The organism is Qipengyuania sp. SM2507 (assembly GCF_053714505.1).
This window is the reverse complement of the sequence record NZ_CM132307.1, coordinates 2,818,071-2,839,419: the sequence shown is the minus strand read 5'-3', so window position 1 is coordinate 2,839,419 and position 21,349 is coordinate 2,818,071. Positions and strand designations below refer to the sequence as shown.

Here is a 21,349-nt window from a genome sequence, read left to right as displayed (position 1 = left end):
GCCTAGACCCCGAGCTTTGCCCGGGGATCGCTCTCGTCCTTCCACCCCTCCAGCCGCTCGGCGAGCGGTCCGAGATCTTCGGGCAACTGAATCTCGAGCGTGACCAGCTGGTCGCCGCGACCGCCGGATTTCCGGGAAAAGCCCTTGCCCTTGAGCCGCAGCACGGTGCCGCCGTCGGTACCCGGCTTGATGGTCATCATCACTGGGCCATCGACAGTGGGAACGCGAACCTTGCCGCCATTGACCGCTTCGTCCAGCGTGATCGGCAGGTCGAAGCGGACATCGTCGCCCTCGCGGCGATAGACATGGTGCTTGTCGATCTCGATCGTCACCAGCCCGTCGCCCGCGCCGCCGGGACCCTGCTCGCCCTTGCCCTTGAGCCGCATCTGGGTGCCACTCTCCACACCCTTGGGCAGTTTGAGGTCGATGGTCTTGCCATCGGAAAGGGTGATGCGCTGGTCCTTGAGCGCAGCCGCATCCACGAAGGGGACGCGCAGGCGATAGCCAATGTCCGCACCTTTGCGCGGCGGCGCCTGCTGGCCACGGCGCGCACCGCCGAAACCGGCGCCGCTGGTCCGCCCACCGCCGAACAGGCCTTCGAACAGATCGCTCAGATCGACATCCTCCGCACCGCCGCGCTGGAAATCCTCGGGCCGGTAGCCGCCCTGGCCGCGCGGCTGACCGCGCGATCCGAAACCGCCACCGCCTCCGGCGAAGGGATGGGTGGGGTTGCCCTCCATATCGATCTCGCCGCGATCATATTGCGCGCGCTTCGCCTTGTCCGAGAGCAGGTCGTAGGCCCTGGTTGCATCGGAAAAGCGTTCGGTGGCATTGGGATTGCCGGTGTTGCGGTCGGGGTGGAGCTCCTTGGCGAGCGTGCGATAGGCGCTCTTGATGTCCTTTTCGGACGCGGTGCGGGGCACGCCAAGGGTGGAATAGGGATCGGCCATGGCGTATTAGCTAGGTGGAGCAGTGTCCAAGGGCAAGCACGATGGCTTTTCCAATGCGGGCGAGGGCGTTAGGGCGTCGGGTCATGGACAACAAAAGCGCAATTCCGCAAAGCGATCCTTTCGATCTGTTCGAAACCTGGTTCGCCGAAGCCCGGGCAAGCGAGCCCAATGATTCGAACGCGATGGCGCTTGCCACCGCCACCTCGGCGGGTGCGCCTTCGCTCCGGATGGTGCTCTTGAAGGGGCACGGGCCCGAGGGTTTCACCTTCTTCACCAATGCGCAGAGCCGCAAGGGCGAGGAAATCCGCGCCAATCTGCAGGCGGCGCTGCTGTTCCACTGGAAGAGCCTGCGGCGCCAGATCCGGATCGAGGGCCCGCTCGAAGAGGTCAGCGCCGCCGTGGCGGATGCCTATTTCCATTCGCGCGCCCGCGTGTCGCAGATCGGCTCCGCGGCCTCCGACCAGTCTCGCCCGCTGGACGAGCGGGCAACCTATTTCGCGCGGGTCGAGGCGCTCGCCCGGCAATATCCCGAGGGCGATATTCCCCGGCCCACGCATTGGACGGGGTTCAGGCTGACCCCGCAACGAATCGAGTTCTGGCTCGACCGCCCCAACCGGTTGCACGACCGGCGGCTGTTCAGCCGCTCAGGCACCGGCTGGTCCGACACTCTGCTTTACCCATGAGCCTTGCGTCATAGCCATGAAACGCTCCACGCTTGCGAGATCCGCCGCTGTCGCCTCGATTGCGGTCGCGCTGTTGCTGGTCACGCTCAAGACCTGGGCAAGCTGGCGCACCGGCTCGACCGCCATGCTCGGCAGCCTTGCCGATTCGGCGCTCGACCTCGTCGCCAGCGTCGCGACGCTGGTGGGGGTGTGGTTCGCCGCGCAGCCCGCCGACCGCGAGCATCGCTTCGGCCACGGCAAGGCCGAGGCGCTCGCGGCGATGATCCAGGTCGTGCTGATCGCGCTGTCGGCCACGGCGATCATCTTCCGCGCCGCGTTGCGGCTGGTCGAGAGCGGCGAGACCACCGGCGCGCAGGAGGGGATCGCGGTCTCGACCATCGCCATCGTCGCCACCTTTGCGCTGCTTGCCTGGCAGCGCGTGGTGATCGCGCGCACCGGTTCGGTCGCGATCCATGCCGACCATGTCCACTACCAGTCCGACCTGCTGCTCAATCTGGCGGTGATCGCCGCGCTGGTGCTCGACCAATATCTCGGTCTCGCCCTCGCCGACCCGCTGTTCGGCCTCGCCATCGGCGCCTGGTTGCTATGGGGCGCGTGGTCGGCGGCCTCGACCGCGGTCGACCAGCTACTCGACCGCGAATGGCCCGACGAGAAGCGGGAGGCCTTCGTCGCGGCCGCGGCGCGCCATCCCGAACTCTCCAACCTCCACGATCTGCGCACCCGAACCAGCGGGACGCAGGATTTCGTCCAGTTCCATGTCGACCTTCCCGGGAGCATGACGGTCGAGGAGGCGCATGACGTGATCGAGCGGGTCGAGGCGGATCTGTGCAGCCGTTTCCCCGAGATGGAGCTGCTGATCCATATCGATCCCGAGGGTCATGTCGACGAGCCGGACAATCCGCTGGTCGAGGAAAACGAATTCGATCGCCTTGAAGGAGAGACCCCGTGACGAAGCTGCCCTATTGGCATGTCGATGCCTTTGCCCACCGCCCCTTCGCGGGCAACCAGGCGGCGGTGATGCCGCTCGATGGCTGGCTTCCCGATGCGGTGCTCCAGGCGATCGCCGAGGAGAACAATTTCGCCGAGACCGCCTTCGTGGTGCGCGACGGGAGCGGCGCGGCGGATTGGGACTTGCGCTGGTTCACCCCGACCAGCGAAGTGAAGCTCTGCGGCCATGCGACGCTGGCGAGCGGGCATGTCCTGCTGACGCGCGATGGCGGCGAGGCGGTGAGTTTCCGCACCCGGCACGCCGGCACGCTTCACGTCCGTCGGCAGGGGGAGGGGTATGAACTTTCGCTGCCGACCAGCCGCGTAGAGGAGCTGCCTGTGCCGGGCCTGCTCGAGGCGCTCGGGGTCGATGCGCCGGTGTACGACACGGTCGCAGGCACCGAGGAGACTGCGATCGTCCTGCTCGAATCGGAAGCACAACTGCGCGCGCTGGCGCCCGATATGCGCGCGCTCGAAAAGATCGATCGCATGGCGATCTGCACCGCGCCCGGAGACACCGCCGATGTCGTCAGCCGGGTGTTCGTGCCCGCCTGGGGCGTTCCCGAGGACAGCGTGACCGGCTCGGCCCACGCAGTGCTCGCGCCGTTCTGGGCCGAGCGACTGGGGCGCGAGACCTTCACCGCACACCAGGCATCGCAGCGCGGCGGCGATCTCACCTGTCGGCTCGAGGGCGACCGGGTCTGGCTCGGGGGTCCCTGCGTGACCGTGGTCGAAGGGACCTTCCACCTCCCCGACTGATGCCGGGCGTCGCCAGGCCTCAGCGCTGCGGATAGAGCTCCAGTACATCGGCCGCCTGTTGCAGCATCGCCCGGCGCTGCGGCGCGTCGGAATGGCCCAGCCGCACCAGAGTCACCCGCTGGCTGGGCGAGACCAGAGCGTATTGGCCCATATGGCCGATCATCGCGAACAGGCTGTCGGGCGCGCGCTCGGGGATCAGCGGGTGGTCGGCCTCTCCGGTCGGGCGGTTGAGCCAGGTCTGAAAGCCGTAGTGTGGCGATTTGGGGCTCGGGGTCACCATCTGCTCGACCCAGCCGCGCGGAACCAGCTGCGCGCCGCGATAGGAACCCTTGTTGCGCAGGAAATCGGCGAACCGCGCCCAGTCGCGCGCGGTTGCATGCATCAGGCTGCCGCCGATCAGCGTGCCGCTGGCGTCGAATTCGGGCACCACCGAATTCATCGCCAAAGGCTCGAACAGCCGCGCATCGAGATAATCCGCCACCGCCTGGCGCCGGACTTCGGGGTCTTCGCTGTCGGTCAGCGTGCGCGCGGCGATATCGGCGAGGATCACGGTGGTGTTGGAGGAATATTCGAAGCGTTCGCCCGGTTCGGCCTCGAGCGGCTGTTCCTCGGCCCAGCCCGCCATGTCGTCTCGCCCGTCAAGGAACAGCATCCGCACTTCACTCGATTCGACCGGTACCGGCCCGGCTTCGGTGTGGTCGAGCCCGCTGCGCATCTGCAGCAGGTGGCGCAGGGTGATTTCGCTGCGCGCGTCGCCGGGGCGCTGCCAGCTTTCCACCGGCGCCGGCTCGTCCAGCTCCAGCCGGCCATCGGCCACCAGCATGCCGATCATCACCGCGGTCACGGTCTTGGCCATCGACCAGCTGATGAAGCGCGTATCGGCATCGTAGCCCGGCGCGTAGCGTTCGGCGGCGATCTCGCCCTCGTGCAGCAGCACCACCGCGCGCGTCTCGCCCAGACCTTCGCGGGTGAACAGCTGGTCGATCTCGCGCGCCAGCGGGCGTTTCGCCGCGCCGGGGTCGTCCATGACTGCGGCCAGCGCGGCCTCGGTCAGGGGCGGTTCCTGAACCGGCGCGGTGTCGGAGCAGGACGCAAGGCTTGAGGCGCTGGCGAGGATGGCGATAAGGGGAGCGAGCCGCATGGTCATGCGGCGTAACTCGCATGGGGGTTCTCGGCTTGGCAATGTCAAAATCGACGGGGTCAAAATCAACCCGGTCTAAATCGATCGGGCCTCGGCGACGCTGGCCCTGGGTGGTGCTCGCGCTCGCGGTGCTGCTCGGCATCGGCTGGTGGTATGTGCGCGACAATGTCACCGGCAATGCCGCCGCTGGAACCGCCTATGCCGCGCGGGTCGGGTGTTCGTGCCGCTATGTCGCGGGGCGCAGTCTGGAGGATTGCGCCAAGGACAAGCTCGCCGGGATGGAGATGATCCGGCTGAGCGAGATACCCGAGGACAAGAGCGTCACCGCGAGCGTCCCGCTGATCGCCAGCGAGACCGCGCGTTATCGCGAAGGCTTTGGCTGCGTACTCGATCCGTGGGAGGAATAGCTGCGGGTCAGGCGTCCGACGCTTTTGCGCCGGTCTCGGCGATCCAGCCGCCGCCGACCACCCGTTCGCCGGCATAGATCACCGCCGCCTGCCCGGGCGCGACGCCGTATTCGGGGCTCTCGAACCACAGCGTGACCGTGGCATCCTCGCCAAGCGGCCCTTCGAGCCGCACCGGTACCGGTTTGGAGAGCGAACGGATCTTGGCGGTCAGCGGCGTCGCGGGGAGCGGGCCGATACGGTTGGTCTCGATGACCCGTGCACTTGTCACCGCGAGCATCCGCCGCGGTCCGACCCGGACTTCGCGCGCGGCGGCGTCGATGCCCACCACATAGAGCGGCTCGGCCTGCCCGCCGATCTCGAGCCCGCGCCGCTGGCCGACGGTGTAGTGGATCACGCCCTTGTGGCGTCCCAGAACCTCACCGCTCTCGGCGTGGACGATATCGCCCGCCACACCGCCTTCGGGCCGCATGGCGCGAACGATTTTCGCATAATCGCCATCGGGGACGAAGCAGATGTCCTGGCTGTCGGGCTTGGCGGCGTTGCGCAAGCCCGCCTGTTCGGCGAGCAGCCGCACTTCGGATTTGGGCAGCCCGCCCAGCGGGAAACGCAGATAGTCGAGCTGCGCCTCGGTGGTCGCGAACAGGAAATAGGACTGGTCGCGCGCCGGATCGAGCGCGCGGTGCAGTTCGGGCCCTGCGGGCCCCATGGTCCGGCGGACGTAATGTCCGGTGGCGAGGCAGTCCGCGCCCAGCTCGCGCGCCATGGCGAACAGGTCGGTGAATTTGGGACCCATGTTGCAACGGATGCAGGGCACCGGGGTGCGCCCGGCGAGATATTCGTCGGCGAAAGTCTCGACCACCTCCTCGCGAAAGCTGCTTTCGTGGTCGAAGACGTAATGCGCGATCCCCAGCCGGTCGGCGACCGCTTGCGCATCGCGAATGTCGTCCCCGGCGCAGCAGGCGCCCTTGCGCCCGGTCGCCGCGCCGAAATCATAGAGCTGCAACGTGATGCCGATCACTTCCGCGCCGCTGCGCGCGGCCAGCGCGGCCACCACCGAACTGTCGACTCCGCCCGACATGGCGACGACGATACGGCATTCGGCTGCGGGGCGCGGCAGATCGAACAGCGCGGCGGCATCCTCCGGACGGGTCCAGGGGTCGCCAGCGGTTGCGGAAAGGGTGGGGTGAACGTCGGTGGTCATGGGCCGCGGCCCATACACCCCAGCGCGCGCTCTGGCCAGCTAGCGGCGGGGCCGGCTAGCGGTGAGGCCAGCAAGCGAAGCTCGACCGGGCGGCTCCGAATGTTTCACGGACTGTTTACCACATCCACCTATAGCTCGACCTCATGTTCGAGGGTCATATCAAAACATCGCAAGCGGACGCCCCTGGCGACTCGCAGGATTTGCGCCAGTTGCGCTGGACGGACCTGGTCGCGCGGCTCGCCGCGACTCGCGATTTGCGCGAGGAACTGGGCCATACGGGCGAGGCAGGATTTGCCGGATTTTCGACCTCGCTTCCCGAGCTTGGCGAAAAAGGTAAACGCGACGGTAACCAGGATATTTTAAGGCATGGCAAATTCACCCGTTCTAAGCCTGCAGCCGCCGCGAACGACGCGGCCCATGGCGACCGGGACGATACATGATTGAAAACCAAGACATCCGCCCAGCACAGGTCATCGGTCCGCTCGGTGAGCCGCTGACGATCGCCGACCTGCCTTCGCCCCAGACCAAGCGCTGGGTGGTCCGGCGCAAGGCCGAGGTGGTCGCCGCGGTCAATGGCGGCCTGCTGACGATCGACGAGGTGCTCGAGCGCTACGGCCTGACGCTGGAGGAATTCGCCTCGTGGCAGCGCGCGGTCGACCGGTCCGGGATGCAGGGCCTGCGCGTGACCCGCATCCAGCACTATCGCGATCTCTACGAACGCCAGCTCAAATACTGACCCGCGACTGAATTTGACGAAAGGTTCTCGCAGCGATGCGGGAACCTTTTGTATGTCCACCGGATAGTCCCCTGTAGCCCGACACCACGGGAACCGTTTTTCCTGCACGACCGTTTAGGCGGCATCAGGAAGTACGAGTAAATACAACAGGAGGAATATTATGGGTTGGATTATCGCTATTATCGTCGGCGGCATCATCGGTTGGCTTGCCAGTCTCGTGATGAACCGTGATGCCTCTATGGGCATCTTCTGGAATATCATCGTCGGCATCGTCGGCTCCTTTATCGGCGGCTTCATCGGCTCGCTGATCGGCGTCGGCGCAACCCTGACCACGTTCAGCCTGCCCGGACTGCTGATGTCGTTCCTGGGCGCCGTCGTGCTTCTCGCGATCGTGAACATGGTTCAGCGCGGCCGCGCACGCTAAGCGCATCGCAAAACAACAGATGAAGGGCGGTCGGCTTGGTGCCAGCCGCCCTTTTTCGTGTCCGGTTTCACGTCCGGAATCCTATGTCGCAGTCGATTGTCTGCCTGTCGCTCGTGGTTTGCGCATCGCCGCCGGTCGAACGGTAGATTGCCCTTGGAGCCGCTCGCGAGTAGGGGAATCGCGAACTGCTCCTTGCACAGAGTGATGTAGTCAGATAACACACCTGCAAGATTTGCAAGCCGAGGCATAGGCGCGATGAACTACGAAACGACCATCACGGGCGAGGGGGGGCAACCCCTGACCAGCGATCTGGAATCGCTCGAGGCCGAGGATCGCACGCGCAGCCGTCGCCGGCTGTTCATCGTGCTGGGTATCATCATCGCCGCGCTGATCGCGGCTGCGGTCGCGTGGCAGATGACCAATTCGGAAGCCGTACCCGTCGCCGATCGCGAGGGCCAGCTGCCCACGGTTACCGTGATCGCTCCCGGCCAGACGACCGTCGAAGGCGAGATCACCGCTACCGGAACGCTGGCCGCTCGGCGCGAAATGCCCGTCGGCGTGGTTGGCGAGGGCGGTCGCGTGGTTTCCGTACCCGTCGATGCCGGCGACTGGGTCAACCAGGGCCAGGTGCTCGCGGTGATCGATCGTTCGGTCCAGTCGCAGCAGGTGCGCAGCGCCCGCGCGCAGATCGAGGTCGCGCGGTCCGAAGCCAATCTCGCGCAGGCCAATCTCGACCGTGCGCTACAGCTCGTCGAACGCGGTTTCATCTCCAAGGCCGATGTCGATCGCCTCACCGCCACCCGCGATGGCGCGGTCGCCCGGCTGGGGGTCGCGCAGGCGCAACTCGGCGAGCTTCAGGCACGCAACGAGCGCCTCAATATCGTCGCTCCCGCCGCGGGGCTGGTGCTGTCGCGCGATGTCGAACCGGGCCAGACCGTCGGTGGCGGATCGCCCCCGCTGTTCCTTATCGCCCGCGGCGGCGAAATCGAAATGCTCGCGCAGGTCGGCGAGACCCAGCTGAGCAATCTATCGACCGGCGTTCGCGCCGAAGTTACCCCGGTGGGTAGCGAGAAGACCTATACCGGCCAGGTCTGGCAGCTGTCGCCGATTATCGACGCGCAGAACCGCCAGGGCACCGCGCGGATCGCCATGTCCTACGAACCGGGCCTGCGTCCGGGCGGTTTTGCCACTGCGCGGATCGCCAGCGGTACCGTGGTGGCACCGGTTCTGCCCGAATCCGCGGTGCTGTCCGATCGCGATGGCAGCTTCGTCTACATCATCGATTCCGATAACAAGGCGCAGCGACGCTCGGTCACCACCGGTTCGACGACGCCCGCGGGCATCGTCGTGACCGAAGGGCTGACCGGGCGCGAGCGCGTGGTGCTGCGCGCCGGCGGCTTCCTGACCGAAGGCGAATCGGTCAATCCGCAGCTGGCCGAGAACAGCGGGAACTGACGCGCGATGAACTTCCAGAACATCTCCGCCTGGTCGATCCGCAATCCGGTCATTCCGCTCGTCGCCTTCACCGCGCTGCTGTTCGCCGGCCTGCTCGCCTTCGCGCAGATGGATGTCGTCAACAACCCCGACATCGAATTTCCCGCGGTCAGCGTCTCGATCTCGCAGCCCGGCGCCGCGCCGACCGAGATCGAGAACCAGATCACCCAGCTGGTTGAATCGGCGGTCCGTTCAATCAATGGCGTGAAAACGATCAATTCGACCGCCAGCGAAGGCAATTCCAACACCTTCATCGAATTCGAGATCGGCATCGATCCCAACGACGCCACCGTCGAGGTCAAGAACGCGGTCGACACCATCCGCGGCAGTCTGCCCGACGGGATTCTCGAGCCGCGCGTCTCCAAGCAGGAAATAGCCGGCGGCTTCCTCGCGATCTACGCGGTCGAAGCAGACGACATGACGATCGAGCAGCTCAGCTGGTTCATCGACGATGTCGTCGCCAAGCGGCTGCTCGGCGTCGAGGGGATGGCCGAGGTCAACCGCTTTGCCGGGGTCGATCGCGAGATCGAGGTGATTCTCGATCTCGACCGGATGCAGGCCTATGGCGTCACCGCCAGCCAGATCAACAACACCTTGCGCTCGACCAATATCGATGCCGCGGGCGGGATGACCGAGGTCGGCGGCACGCGCCAGTCGGTCCGCGTGCTGGGCAGCAGCGAGACCGCCTTCGAACTGGGCCAGCGCCAGATCCAGCTGGGCAATGGCACCACCATCAAACTGTCCGATGTCGCCACCGTGCGCGACGGCTATTCGGAACGCACCTCGATCAGCAAGGTGCGCGACAAGGAAGTCGTCAATTTCGCGATGTCGCGCGCCAAGGGCGCGTCCGACGTGACCACTTTCGACCTCGCGGTGGAAGAAATCGCCGCGATCGAGGCGGAGAACCCCGGCGTCACCTTCGTGCCACTGTTCAACACCGTCAAATACACGCTCGAGCAATACGAAAGCTCGATGGCGGCGATGATCGAGGGCGCGATCCTGGCGGTCGTGGTGGTGTTCTTCTTCCTGCGCGACTGGCGCGCCACCGCCATTTCCGCGGTCGCGATACCGCTTTCGGCGATTCCGACCTTCTGGTTCATGGATCTGCTCGGCTTCAACCTCAACCAGCTTTCTCTGCTCGCATTGGGGCTGGTTGCGGGCGTGCTGGTCGACGATGCCATCGTCGAGATCGAGAACATCGTGCGACACATGCGGATGGGCAAGACCGCCTATCAGGCCTCGATCGATGCCGCCGACGAGATCGGCCTGCCGGTGGTCGCGACCAGCTTCTGCATCGTCGCGGTGTTCCTGCCGGTCGGGCTGATGCCAGGCATTCCGGGCCAGTTCTTCAAGAATTTCGGCATCACCGTGGTGATCGCGGTGCTGATGTCGCTCGCGGTGGCGCGGATGATCACCCCGATGCTGGCGGCCTATTTCCTCAAGGCCCATGGTCACGCCGAGCATGGCGAGGGGAAGTGGATGGACCGCTATATGCGGGTCCTCGAATGGACGCTCAATCGCGGCAAGATGTTCGCCAAGCGCGAATCGGTCGAGCCGCCGCACCATCGCTTGTTTTATGCGCTCAGCCTGTTGCTGACAGTGCTGGCCATGATCGCCACTTCGGCAGCCAGCGTCTTTTTCGTCTACACGTTTATCTCGGGTTTCGATGTACCCGCTGTCATGGCCGGCGCGGCGGCGCCCGGCGCGGAAGCAAACAATCCCGGCGCCGTCTTTTTCCTGGTCGAGAAGTTTTTCGCCATCCTCGAATTTGCGATCGCCCTTGCGGTCGGTTTTGGCGCAATCCTGCTCGTGCTGCTGCTCGGCAAATCTTTGTCCTCTTTATTGGGCGGACGGATCGCCGACAGTTGGCGCTACCTCTCGGCACGATTCCTCGACCACCGTATCTGGATGGTGGGAATCGGCTATTTCGCCCTGCTGCTGACCGTGCTGCTGTTCATGAACGTGCCGGCCCAGTTCCAGCCGACCACCGACAGCGAAAACTCGCGCATCGAGATCGAAATGGTGCCGGGCACCACGCTCGAGACGACCGAGCGCGTTACCGACAAGGTCGCGGCGCTGCTCTACCAGCAGCCCGAGGTGGAACTGGCGCTCGAGCGCGTCCGCGAGGGCCAGGCGACGCTCTATATCACCCTCAAGGAAGACCGCGAGCGGACCTCGATCGAGTTCGAGCGCAGCCTCGCGCCCGCGCTGTCGCAAATCGCCGATGCGCGGGTGCGCTTCGCCTCGCAATCGGGCGGCTTCGGCAGCGGGCGCGACATGACGATCATGCTCGCGGGTTCCAACCCCGAACTGCTCGAACGAACCGCGGCGACGCTGGTCGAGCAGATGAAGGGGATCGACATGCTGGTCGCCCCGCGCATCAGCGCCGACGTCAACCGGCCCGAACTGATCATCGAACCGCGCGCCGATCTTGCAGCCGAACTGGGCGTCACCACCGCCGAGCTCAGCCGCACGATCCGGATCGCGACGATGGGCGAGATCGAGCAGAACGCGGCGAAATTCTCGCTTTCCGACCGCCAGATCCCGATCCGGGTCAAGTTGCCCGAACTCTCGCGCGAAAATCTGGTCACGATCGAGAACCTGCCGGTCCAGACCCGCAGCGGCGAGACCGTCCCGCTGTCGCGCGTCGCCGAGATCAGCTTCGGCTCGGGTCCGACGACGATCCAGCGCTACAACCAGAACCGCCGGGTGCTGGTCGGCGCCGATCTGGCGCAAGGCGTGGTCAAGGGCGAGGCGCAGGCCGAGATCGACAAGCTCCCCGTGCTGCAGAACCTGCCCGTGGGTGTCGCGCGCGACGTGGTGGGCGAGGACGAATGGCAGGCCGAGATGCTCAACAGCCTGACCATCGCGATCCTCGCGGGCTTCCTGCTGGTCTTCGCGGTGCTGGTGCTGCTCTACAAGCGGCTGATGAGCCCGCTGGTCAACATGACTTCGCTGCTGCTCGCCCCGCTGGGCGGTATCTTCCTGGTCTGGATCATCGGCCAGCCGCAATCGATGCCCGTCTATATCGGCGTCCTGCTGCTCTTGGGGATCGTGTCGAAAAACTCGATCCTGCTGATCGATTTCGCGATCGAGGCGATGGATGCCGGCAAGGAGAAATTCGAAGCCATCATGGATGCCGGCCACAAGCGCGCGCAGCCGATCGTGATGACCACGGTGGCGATGACCGCGGGCATGGTCCCCGTTTCGCTGTCGGGCGTGCTCGGCTCGGGCGATGGCGCCTTTCGCGCGCCAATGGGAACCATGGTAATCGGCGGGCTGATCCTCTCGACCGTGCTCACGCTGCTGATCGTGCCGGCGGGCTTCAGCCTCGCCGACGGGGTGGAGCGGCGGCTCGGCCCGTGGATGCGCAACAAGTTCCTGACCTATCGCCCCGGCGACGAGGACATCGATCCGCGCACGGGGGAGGTCGCTCCTGCCGAGTGACAAATCCCGCGGCGGCTGGCTGACCAGCCCCCTGCCGCGGGTCGTCTCGGGCGACATGCTGACGCAGGACCGGGTGCGTCGGATGCGCTGGACCGCGACCGGCCTGCTGGTGGTCATGGCCGCGGTCTTCATCTTCTCGGGCCGCTATCTCGATCTGCATCCCGCATGGGGCTATGTTCACGCCTTCGCCGAGGCGGCAATGGTGGGTGGCCTTGCCGACTGGTTCGCGGTCACCGCGCTGTTCCGCCGTCCGCTCGGCCTGCCGATCCCGCACACCGCGATCATCCCCGAGAACAAGGATCGCATCGCCGACACCATGGCGCAGTTCCTGCGCGAGAATTTCCTCACCCCTGCGGTGGTAGCGCGGCGGATGCGGGCGATGAACCTGGCGCAGGCGGTCGGTCGCTATCTGACCGAACCCTCCGAGCAGGGCAGTTCGCGGATCCGCGCGGGCGCGGGCGACCTGTTCGTCGAAGTGCTCGAATCGCTCGATCCCGACCGGTTGGGCGGGCAGGTGCGCAGCGCGCTCAAGACCGGACTCGACCGGATCGCGGTCGCGCCGCTATTGGGCCAGATGCTCGAGGCGATGATCGCCGACGGGCGCCACCGCCCGCTGATCGACAGCATCATCCGCTGGGCGGGGCTGGTGCTCGAGGACAATGAGGACATGGTCCGCGCGATGATCAACCAGCGCGCCAATGCGCTGCTGCGATTCACCGGGCTCGACGAGCGACTCGCCAATTCGGTGCTCGACGGGCTCTACCGCATGCTCGCCGAGGTGCTGATCGATCCCGAGCATCCCTTGCGCGCCAAGATCGAGGACGGGCTGGCCGACCTCGCGAAGGGCTTGCGCGAGGATCCAGAACTTCAGGCGAAGGTCGAGCGGATGAAGCACGAGATGCTCGACAATCCCGCCATCGCCACCTGGTGGCAGGGGGTGTGGGAGCGGCTGCGCCACCGGTTGATCGAGATGGTCCGCGGCGGGTCCGGCGAGATGCCCGGGCGGATCACCGACAGCCTCGCCGAAATGGGCGCCGCGCTGCGCGAAGATCCGCGGCTCCAGCAGCAGGTCAATCGCTTCGCCCGCCGCACCGCGGTGGGCTTGACCTCGCGCTACGGCGCGCAGATCGTCCGGCTGGTGTCCGAAACCGTGCGCGGCTGGGATGCCAGCACGATCACCGGCCGGGTCGAAAACGCGGTCGGCCGCGACCTGCAGTTCATCCGCATCAACGGCACGCTGGTAGGCGGGCTGGTGGGGCTGACGCTGCATTTCCTGAGCGGGACGTTTTGAGCCAAGCCGGTGCGGGGGGTCAGCCCATCTTGTAGACGATTCTGGTGATATAGAACGAACGCATCGGCTGGCCCTGGCTATCCAGAGCTGGTTCGAAAACCGCGTCCTTCAAGGCTCGGCACGCGGGCGCAGGGAGCGCCTCGGAATTGGTGGCATTGGCCAGCGTGCATTGCTCCACCGCGCCCTTCTCGTTGACCAGAAGTAACGCCCGGACGATGCCCTGTTCGCCCCTTCGCAGCGCCTTCATCGGATAGTCCCGCGTGATCCGCGAGGTGATTTCCCTGCTGTTTGTCCAATCGACCATCCGCGTCAGCGAGCGGTGTTGGTCGACGTCCAGCCCCCACGCCGATAGCAGATCCTGCGAACAGGCATTGAGTGCCGCGAACGGCTTGTCGAGCGGGCCCGTGGCGAAGCGGACACCGCGGTTGCGCTGGCCGATCTCGATGTATTCCATCCCCTGCGCCCGTTCGACGTTGATTGCCGGAAGGCTGGTTCGGATTTCGGAGGCTTGAGCGTCATCCACGTCCTCGTCCTCGTCCGGCTTTTCCTCGAGGTTGACGCCTGAATAGATCAGGGCCGGGCCGAAGCCGTCCACATCGCCCTTGAACGGTCTGATTCCCTGCTCCCCGCCGGCTGGACCGAACTGCGTGATCACGTCGCGGCTCGAAGAAAATCGCTCCAGCGGCTCGCCCGCCAGCGTCATCTCGAAGGAGCCGCTCGGACCGTGCTGGGTCAAGAACACTACCGAGCGATTCTCGGCGTCGCCAAAAGTGCGCGCGAGGCGGCAGCTTTGCTTTGCGTAGTCGACATGCCAGTTCGACGTGGGAGCGAGTACGACGGGCAGATCCGCCGCATATGCTGCTTGGGAAACGACCGCAGCGGCTGCGGCGAAACAGATCTTTGAACGAACCATGGGCGACCCTCCTGCAGCAAGAATTACCGCAGGAGGGTCGCATTATCCAAGCGCGAATTTCGCGCCGGTCAGAGCTTCTCGGTCAGCTCCGGCACCGCCTTGAACAGGTCCGCCACCAGGCCGACATCGGCGACCTGGAAGATCGGCGCGTCCTCGTCCTTGTTGATGGCGATGATGGTCTTGGAATCCTTCATGCCCGCAAGGTGCTGGATCGCTCCCGAGATGCCGATTGCGATATAGACTTCCGGGGCGACGATCTTGCCGGTCTGGCCAACCTGGTAATCGTTGGGGACATAGCCCGCATCGACCGCCGCGCGGCTGGCGCCGACGCCCGCGCCGAGCTTGTCGGCGAGCGGCATGATCACTTCCTCGAAGGTGGCCGCATCCTTGAGCGCGCGGCCGCCCGAGACGATAACCTTGGCGCTGGTCAGCTCGGGGCGCTCGCTGGCGGCGATTTCCTCGCTGACGAAGCTGGAAATGCCCGCATCGCCGGCACCGGTCACGTCCTCGACGCTGGCCGATCCGCCTTCCGCTTCGGCCTTGTCGAAGGCGGTGCCGCGCACGGTGATAACCAGCTTGGGATCGGAGGATTCGACCGTCGCGATGGCATTGCCGGCATAGATCGGGCGGGTGAAGCTCTTCTCGCCCTCGACCGAGAGGATGTCCGAGATCTGCATCACGTCGAGCAGCGCCGCGACGCGCGGGGCGATGTTCTTGCCGGTGGTGGTGGCGGGCGCGACCAGCGCGTCGTAGCCGTCCATCAGCTTGGCGACCAGCGGCGCGACGTTTTCGGCGAGCTGGTTGGCATAGGCGGGGTCGTCGGCTTTCAGCACCTTGCCCACCCCGGCGATCTTCGCCGCGGCATCGGCGGCGCCGGCGCAATTGGAGCCGGCGACCAGCGCGGTCACATCGCCCAGCTTGCCGGCGGCGGTGACCACCGCGAGCGTGGCGTCGGCGACGCTGTCATTGTCGTGTTCGACCAGAACCAGAGTGTTCATCGTTTCAAACCCTTGTTTGCGTTCGCCCTCGGTGCGTCGAAGGGCCTTGGCGTATCGGACCCGCGGCGTGCCGCGAGGGCCGGTGCCTCGACAAGCTCAGCACCGGCGGGTGGCGGGCATTGTGTCAGGCGAAGCCCAGCGCCTTGATCTTGGCGACCAGCGCATCGACATCGGCGACCTTCTCGCCGGCCTGCCGCACGGGCGGCTCGGAGACGTTGGTGGTCGTCAGCCGCGGCGCGGTCTCGACCCCGTAATCGGCGGGGGTCTTGTTCTCGAGCGGCTTCTTCTTGGCCTTCATGATGTTGGGCAGCGAAGCGTAGCGCGGCTCGTTGAGGCGCAGATCGGTCGTGACGATCGCGGGCAGGGTGAGCTTCACCGTCTGCAGGCCGCCATCGACCTCGCGCTTTACCGTCACCGAATCGCCATCGACCTCGACGGTGTTGGCGAAAGTGCCCTGCGGACGACCCAGCAGCGCGGCCAGCATCTGGCCGGTCTGGTTGCTGTCGTCGTCGATCGCCTGCTTGCCGAGCATGACCAGCCCGGGCTGTTCTTCCTCGACGATGGCTTTCAGGATCTTGGCGACCGCGAGCGGCTCGACCAGATCGTCGGTCTCGACGAGGATCGCGCGGTCGGCGCCCATGGCGAGCGCGGTGCGCAGCGTTTCCTGCGCCTTGGCGGGGCCTATCGAGACCACGACGATCTCCTCGGCCTTGCCGGCTTCCTTGATCCGGATGGCTTCCTCGACTGCGATTTCGTCGAAGGGGTTCATGCTCATCTTGACGTTGGCGAGGTCGACGCCCGAGCCGTCGGCCTTGACCCGCGGCTTGACGTTGTAATCGATGACCCGCTTGACGGGGACGAGGATTTTCATGCGCGAAAGTCCTTTTCTAAAAGCTGCAAAACGGCGCGAATGGGCCGCTTTCCTAACGAATGCGTGGGCGGGACATTGCGTTCCGAGAGGCCAAGGTCAAGCCCCCGGGCGGGAGTGCCGCTTTACCGTAACGTCAACCTGATGGCAGGCGTTGAGCGTTTGGCGAGCGCCGGGCCCGAATCACCGGGAAAGCGCTCGCCAAAGGTAGCCAATCCGCCCGTTCAGGCGGCCTTCTTTACTTCCGCGACGATCTTGCGCGCGGCATCGCCGAGGTCGTTGGCGCTGACGATCGGCAGGCCCGAATTCTCGAGGATTTCCTTGCCCGCAGCGACATTGGTGCCTTCCAGCCGGACCACCAGCGGAACCGAGAGGTTCACGTCCTTGGCCGCCTGGACGATACCGTTGGCGATCACGTCGCACTTCATGATCCCGCCGAAGATGTTGACGAGGATGCCTTCGACCGCCGGATCCTTGAGGATGATCTTGAACGCCGCGGTCACCTTCTCGGTGGTGGCGCCGCCGCCGACATCGAGGAAGTTGGCGGGGAAGGCGCCGTTCAGCTTGATGATGTCCATCGTCGCCATCGCGAGGCCCGCGCCGTTGACCATGCAGCCGATGGTGCCGTCCAGCTTGATATAGGCGAGATCATATTCGCTGGCCTCGACCTCGGCGGGATCTTCCTCGCTCTCGTCGCGCAGCGCCTGGATATCGGGGTGGCGATAGAGCGCGTTGGAATCGAAGCTCATCTTGGTGTCGAGCACCAGCAGATTGGCCGTCCCCGAAGAATCTGGCTTGGTCTCGACCAGCGGGTTGATCTCGACCATCTCGCAATCGAGTTCAATGAAGGCGGTGTAGAGCTGCTTGGCGAGCTTCTGCGCCTGCTTGTTGAGTTCGCCGGAGAGCTCGAGCGCGAAAGCGACCGCGCGGCCGTGATGCGGCATGAAGCCCTGCGCGGGGTCGATGGTGATGGTCGCGATCTTGTCGGGCGTGTTGTGCGCGACATCCTCGATGTCCATCCCGCCTTCGGTCGACACGATCATCGCGACCTGGCCGCTGGCGCGATCGACGACCATGGAGAGGTAGTATTCGGATGCGATATCGACGCCGTCGGTGACGTAGAGGCGGTTGACCTGCTTGCCCTCGTCGCCGGTCTGGATCGTGACCAGCGTGTTGCCGAGCATCTCGCGCGCGTCCTTCTCGACGTCTTCGATGCTGTGCGCGAGCCGCACGCCGCCCTTGGCGTCGGCGGGCAGTTCGGTGAATTTGCCCTTGCCGCGTCCGCCGGCATGGATCTGAGCCTTGACCACATAGAGCGGTCCGGGGAGTTTCTTCGCCGCCGCGACCGCTTCCTCGACATTCATCGCCGCGTGTCCGACGGGGATGGCGATGCCGTGCTTGGCGAGAAGTTCCTTGGCCTGATATTCATGGATGTTCATTTTGGGGGAATGTCCTTGTCGCGCCGCGAATGGGGGGTGGAAGTTTCGTGCCGCATAAGCATGTCTGGGCACGCTTGAAAAGTGCCGCCTTCGGGTGCAACTGCGCCGCTGCTTCATGATCGACAGCCAGCGCCTCGAATCCATCGTCCGCGAAGCGGGCCGCATCGCCCATGATTTGTGGCCGGGCGCGGGCCACGCCGTGGCCAGCTGGGAGAAGGAACCCGGTGCTCCGGTATGCGAGGCGGATATCGCGGTCGATACCTTCCTCAAGCGCGAGCTGGGCGCGCTGCTGCCCTCGGCGGGGTGGCTGTCCGAGGAGACGGTGGACGACCCAGCGCGGCTCGCCAATTCGCTGATCTGGCTGGTCGACCCGGTCGACGGGACGCGCGATTTCATCCGCGGGCGCTCGGGCTGGTGCGTCTCGGTGGCGCTGGTGAGCGCCGGGCGGCCGCTGATCGGCATTCTCGCCGCGCCGGCGCGAGGCGAAAGCTGGAGCGCGGTGGCCGGTGCCGGAGCGGCGCGCAACGGCGTCGCGCTGCGCGCCTCGACCCGGAGCGAATTTTCGGGCGCGCGGGTCCCGGCCGATTCGCTGCCCAAGGCGGATCGCGATCTGGCGCTCGTCGACAAGCCCAATTCGATCGCGCTGCGGATCGCCATGGTCGCGGCGGACGAGGCGGATCTGGTGGCGACGCTGCGCTGGGGCTTCGAATGGGATATCGGCGCCGCGGCGCTGATCGCGCGCGAAGCGGGCGCATCTACCAGCGATGCCTACGGGCGGACGCTGGGTTACAACAAGCGCGATCCGCGCGCCTTCGGGGTGATCGCCTCGGCTCCCGGCATTCACACCGCGGCGGTGGAGCGGATGGCGGGGCGGGTTGCAACGATCAGGAAGCGAGAGTTGGAGAAACCGGAATGAGAATTGCAATCTCGGCCACAGCAGTCGCGCTGGTCGCGTGCGGCCAGCCGGACGAAGCCGTGACTAGAGCAGAAATTGAGAACATCCGGGATCGAATCACCCAGTTGGAACAAGAGGCTGTACGGCCTGCGGAAATTCAAACTGCTCCTGAACCAGAGCGTGCCGCACCGGCTACGCTGCCAGAACAGCGCATGACCCACCAACTCGTCGGAACCTCATTTCAGGGAGGGGAGGTCTTTCGATATCCGGGGCTAGAAGCCTGCGAGCAAGCGAGGCAGTCGCTTCTGGATAGCTGGCGCGAGGATGATGAGAGAAAGCGGACGCAAGGCGTGGTGTTCACGTCGCGTCCAACACCTAGTTGCCTGCCCCTTTAGAGAGGCAGTTTGCATATTCGCCATGGCCAAAGAAAAGGGCCGATCTCGCGACCGGCCCCTTCCAATTTTCAGTCCGGAAGCCCGGAGCGGGATTACATTCCTTGCGCGGCCTGCGCCTCGCGCACGTCCTGCTCGTCGAAGGGGATAATCTTGATTTCGACCCTGCGGTTGAGCGCGCGACCCTGAACGGTCGCGTTGTCGCCGACGAAATAGCGCGGATCCTCACCAAAGCCCTGCGAGCGGATACGCGAGGCGGCGACGCCGCGGCTGGTCAGATAGCTGGCCACCGCTTCGGCGCGCTGGCGCGACAGGTTCTGGTTGAAGGAATCCGAACCGGTCGAATCGGTGTAGCCGTACACGTCGATCAGGCTGTTGGGATATTGCACCATGCTCTGCGCGACGCGGTCGAGCGTGTTCCGGAAGGTCTGGTTGATCGTGTAGCTGCCGGTCTGGAAGGTGACGCCGTCGGGCAGGTTGACGAGGATCGCCTCGCCGCCATCGACCTGGGTCACATCGACCCCGGTGCCCGCGGTCGCTTCCTCGAGCTCCTTGATCTGCTGGTCCATGCGGTAGCCGACATAGCCGCCCGCTGCCGCGCCGCCGACGGCGCCGATGATGCGTCCGGTCTTGCCGCCGATCACGCCGCCGAGCAGACCGCCCAGCAGGCCGCCGCCGCCGGCACCCAGGACGGTGCGCGAGATTTTCTGTTCGCCGGTATTGGGGTCGGTCACACAGGCCGAGACGCCGAGCAGCGATACGGATGCCAGCGTGGCGACGAGAATTTTGGAATTTTTCATGGAAACTCAGTCCTTCTTCAGCGGCGTCGCGTCTCGACCATTGGAGACTGTCTCGACCCCGGCATTGGGATAGTAGTGAAGCGCGCCCACCCCGCGCCTGCTCCCTAAACCCGTGAAGGCCATAGGCGTTCCGCGATGTTCCAATGATGGCGCGAAGGCTGGCGTTGGAGCGCAATTGTGCTAGCGCTCGCCTCGTGACTCCTTTTCCCTGGACCGACCTCCTCATCATCGCGGGGCTCATCGTGCTCAACGGCGTCTTTGCGATGTCCGAGCTGGCGATCGTTTCCGCGCGTACCGCCAAGCTGCGCGGCGCCGCGCAGAAGGGTACCAAGGGGGCGAGCACCGCGCTGCGGCTTGCTTCGGACCCCGGCAAGTTCCTTTCGACCGTGCAGATCGGGATCACGCTGATCGGCATCATCGCCGGTGCCTATTCCGGGGCCAGCCTCGGCGGGCCGGTGGGCGAGCGGCTGGCGGCGCTGGGTCTGCCGCTGGAATGGTCCGAGCAGGCCGGTTTCGTGCTGGTTATCGCGCTGACGACCTATTTCAGCCTCGTCATCGGCGAGCTCGTGCCCAAGCAGGTGGCGCTGCGGCTGGCGGTGCCGATCGCGATCGTGATGGCGGGGCCGATGGCGCTGCTCTCGCGCGTCGCCGCGCCGGTGGTGTGGGTGCTCGATGCCTCGTCGGCGGTGCTGATCCGGCTGCTCGGCGTGCGTCCCTCGGGGCAAGGCGCGGTGACCGCGGAGGAACTGCACATGCTGTTCGCCGATGCGACCCGCTCGGGTGTGATCGAGCACGCCCAGCACCAGATGCTGCAGGGCGTGGTCCGGCTGGCGGACCGGCCGGTGCGCGAGGTGATGACCCCGCGCAACCAGCTCGACTGGATCGACGCCGATGCCGATACCGACCAGATCCGCGCCACGATCGAGGCGAGCTCGCACTCCTGCCTGCCCGTTGCGGAAGGCTCGCCCGACAGGGTGGTGGGGCTGATCAAGGTGCGCGATGTTCTCGCGCATATGGTCGCGGGGCGGCCGGTCGACTTGCGCAGCATGATGCTGAAGGCCGAGGTCGTCCCCGACCAGCTCGACGCGGTCGATGCGCTGCGCGTGCTGCAGCAGGCCGATGTCGCGATGGCGATGGTCCACGACGAATACGGCCATCTCGACGGCATCGTCACGCCCGTCGATGTGCTGACCGCGCTGGTGGGCGATTTCGTCAGCGACCAGGAGCATGGCGATGCACCCGGGGTGGTGGAGCGCGAGGATGGCTCGCTGCTGGTCTCGGGCTCGCTCTCGGCGGATGCGCTGGGCGACCGGCTCGGGCTGGAATACGACGAGGACCGCGAATTCGCGACCGCCGCGGGCTTCGTCCTCGCGGTGCTGCGCAAGCTGCCCGAGGAGGGCGAGTATTTCAGCGAACAGGGCTGGCGCTTCGAGGTCGTCGACATGGACGGCCGCCGGATCGACAAGCTGCTGGTGTCGCGCGAAGGCGCCGAGCCCGCGCAGGACGATTTCGGCGAGGCCTAGC

The 21,349-nt window shown here is 65.8% G+C and carries 21 protein-coding genes; 13 read left to right on the top strand and 8 right to left on the bottom strand.

Translation table 11 applies throughout. The annotated features are described in order from the left end of the window. Positions 1 to 2: 2 nt before the first annotated feature. Complete coding sequence (locus ACWIKC_RS13795) at positions 3 to 950, bottom strand: DnaJ C-terminal domain-containing protein (protein WP_454598014.1); 948 nt, start codon at positions 948 to 950, stop codon at positions 3 to 5. 83 nt (positions 951 to 1,033) lie between these two features. Between ACWIKC_RS13795 and pdxH the strand changes: the two genes are divergently transcribed. The 3 genes from pdxH to ACWIKC_RS13780 are packed head-to-tail and all read left to right on the top strand — an operon-like array spanning position 1,034 to position 3,379. Further along, positions 1,034 to 1,633 carry a pyridoxamine 5'-phosphate oxidase gene (gene pdxH, locus ACWIKC_RS13790; protein WP_454598013.1) on the top strand — a complete coding sequence of 200 codons (600 nt, stop codon included), beginning with the start codon at positions 1,034 to 1,036 and terminating at the stop codon, positions 1,631 to 1,633. Positions 1,634 to 1,649: 16 nt separating this feature from the next. Continuing rightward, positions 1,650 to 2,582 carry a cation diffusion facilitator family transporter gene (locus ACWIKC_RS13785; protein WP_454598012.1) on the top strand — a complete coding sequence of 311 codons (933 nt, stop codon included), beginning with the start codon at positions 1,650 to 1,652 and terminating at the stop codon, positions 2,580 to 2,582. Further along, on the top strand, positions 2,579 to 3,379 hold the full coding sequence (locus ACWIKC_RS13780; RefSeq protein ID WP_454598011.1) for a PhzF family phenazine biosynthesis protein: 801 nt from the start codon (positions 2,579 to 2,581) through the stop codon (positions 3,377 to 3,379). Before ACWIKC_RS13785 ends, ACWIKC_RS13780 begins: the two co-directional genes overlap by 4 nt. A gap of 19 nt (positions 3,380 to 3,398) precedes the next feature. On the opposite strand, the gene ACWIKC_RS13775 is transcribed toward ACWIKC_RS13780, so the two are convergent. Continuing rightward, entirely contained in the window at positions 3,399 to 4,526 is a 1,128-nt protein-coding gene (locus ACWIKC_RS13775) for a serine hydrolase domain-containing protein (protein WP_454598010.1), read from the bottom strand. Between the two features lie 104 nt (positions 4,527 to 4,630). Here ACWIKC_RS13775 and ACWIKC_RS13770 point away from each other — a divergent pair, with 104 nt between their 5' ends. Beyond that, positions 4,631 to 4,927, top strand: a complete 297-nt coding sequence (locus tag ACWIKC_RS13770) for a hypothetical protein (RefSeq protein WP_454598009.1) — start codon at positions 4,631 to 4,633, stop codon at positions 4,925 to 4,927. A gap of 7 nt (positions 4,928 to 4,934) precedes the next feature. Here ACWIKC_RS13770 and mnmA read toward each other — a convergent pair whose 3' ends face one another. Continuing rightward, positions 4,935 to 6,128, bottom strand: a complete 1,194-nt coding sequence (mnmA, locus tag ACWIKC_RS13765) for a tRNA 2-thiouridine(34) synthase MnmA (RefSeq protein WP_454598008.1) — start codon at positions 6,126 to 6,128, stop codon at positions 4,935 to 4,937. 143 nt (positions 6,129 to 6,271) lie between these two features. On the opposite strand from mnmA, the gene ACWIKC_RS13760 reads away from it, so the two are divergent. The 6 genes from ACWIKC_RS13760 to ACWIKC_RS13735 all read left to right on the top strand — a co-directional run bounded on the left by ACWIKC_RS13760 (position 6,272) and on the right by ACWIKC_RS13735 (position 13,520). Then, positions 6,272 to 6,568, top strand: coding sequence for a hypothetical protein (locus ACWIKC_RS13760; protein ID WP_454598007.1), 297 nt, complete (start codon positions 6,272 to 6,274; stop codon positions 6,566 to 6,568). Then, positions 6,565 to 6,864: a CtrA inhibitor SciP gene (gene sciP, locus ACWIKC_RS13755; RefSeq protein ID WP_305930607.1), complete on the top strand. Its 300-nt coding sequence runs from the start codon at positions 6,565 to 6,567 to the stop codon at positions 6,862 to 6,864. Before ACWIKC_RS13760 ends, sciP begins: the two co-directional genes overlap by 4 nt. 160 nt (positions 6,865 to 7,024) lie before the next feature. Continuing rightward, complete coding sequence (locus tag ACWIKC_RS13750; protein WP_454598006.1) at positions 7,025 to 7,288, top strand: GlsB/YeaQ/YmgE family stress response membrane protein; 264 nt, start codon at positions 7,025 to 7,027, stop codon at positions 7,286 to 7,288. Between the two features lie 255 nt (positions 7,289 to 7,543). Further along, positions 7,544 to 8,743 (top strand): efflux RND transporter periplasmic adaptor subunit, encoded by a 1,200-nt coding sequence (locus tag ACWIKC_RS13745; RefSeq protein ID WP_454598005.1) that lies wholly within the window; start codon positions 7,544 to 7,546, stop codon positions 8,741 to 8,743. 6 nt (positions 8,744 to 8,749) lie between these two features. Next, positions 8,750 to 12,229, top strand: a complete 3,480-nt coding sequence (locus ACWIKC_RS13740; RefSeq protein ID WP_454598004.1) for an efflux RND transporter permease subunit — start codon at positions 8,750 to 8,752, stop codon at positions 12,227 to 12,229. A 55-nt stretch (positions 12,230 to 12,284) separates the two neighbouring features. Continuing rightward, the gene (locus tag ACWIKC_RS13735) at positions 12,285 to 13,520 is read left to right on the top strand and encodes a DUF445 domain-containing protein (protein WP_454598003.1); all 1,236 of its coding nucleotides are present in this window, start codon (positions 12,285 to 12,287) and stop codon (positions 13,518 to 13,520) included. A 19-nt stretch (positions 13,521 to 13,539) separates the two neighbouring features. Here the strand turns inward: ACWIKC_RS13735 and ACWIKC_RS13730 are convergent, their stop codons facing one another. From ACWIKC_RS13730 to sucC, 4 genes are all read right to left on the bottom strand, one after another. Next, positions 13,540 to 14,223 carry an energy transducer TonB gene (locus ACWIKC_RS13730; RefSeq protein WP_454598002.1) on the bottom strand — a complete coding sequence of 228 codons (684 nt, stop codon included), beginning with the start codon at positions 14,221 to 14,223 and terminating at the stop codon, positions 13,540 to 13,542. Between the two features lie 278 nt (positions 14,224 to 14,501). Beyond that, positions 14,502 to 15,431, bottom strand: coding sequence for an electron transfer flavoprotein subunit alpha/FixB family protein (locus ACWIKC_RS13725; RefSeq protein WP_454598001.1), 930 nt, complete (start codon positions 15,429 to 15,431; stop codon positions 14,502 to 14,504). Between the two features lie 124 nt (positions 15,432 to 15,555). After that, positions 15,556 to 16,302, bottom strand: a complete 747-nt coding sequence (locus ACWIKC_RS13720; protein ID WP_454598000.1) for an electron transfer flavoprotein subunit beta/FixA family protein — start codon at positions 16,300 to 16,302, stop codon at positions 15,556 to 15,558. Between the two features lie 221 nt (positions 16,303 to 16,523). Next, entirely contained in the window at positions 16,524 to 17,738 is a 1,215-nt protein-coding gene (gene sucC, locus ACWIKC_RS13715) for an ADP-forming succinate--CoA ligase subunit beta (protein WP_454597999.1), read from the bottom strand. A 115-nt stretch (positions 17,739 to 17,853) separates the two neighbouring features. On the opposite strand from sucC, the gene ACWIKC_RS13710 reads away from it, so the two are divergent. After that, positions 17,854 to 18,654 (top strand): 3'(2'),5'-bisphosphate nucleotidase CysQ, encoded by an 801-nt coding sequence (locus tag ACWIKC_RS13710; RefSeq protein ID WP_454599506.1) that lies wholly within the window; start codon positions 17,854 to 17,856, stop codon positions 18,652 to 18,654. After that, positions 18,651 to 19,028 (top strand): hypothetical protein, encoded by a 378-nt coding sequence (locus ACWIKC_RS13705; RefSeq protein WP_454597998.1) that lies wholly within the window; start codon positions 18,651 to 18,653, stop codon positions 19,026 to 19,028. Before ACWIKC_RS13710 ends, ACWIKC_RS13705 begins: the two co-directional genes overlap by 4 nt. Positions 19,029 to 19,120: 92 nt before the next feature. Here ACWIKC_RS13705 and ACWIKC_RS13700 read toward each other — a convergent pair whose 3' ends face one another. After that, positions 19,121 to 19,825: an OmpA family protein gene (locus ACWIKC_RS13700; RefSeq protein WP_454597997.1), complete on the bottom strand. Its 705-nt coding sequence runs from the start codon at positions 19,823 to 19,825 to the stop codon at positions 19,121 to 19,123. 194 nt (positions 19,826 to 20,019) lie between these two features. Between ACWIKC_RS13700 and ACWIKC_RS13695 the strand changes: the two genes are divergently transcribed. Next, positions 20,020 to 21,348, top strand: a complete 1,329-nt coding sequence (locus tag ACWIKC_RS13695) for a hemolysin family protein (RefSeq protein ID WP_454597996.1) — start codon at positions 20,020 to 20,022, stop codon at positions 21,346 to 21,348. The last annotated feature ends 1 nt before the right edge of the window (position 21,349 follow it).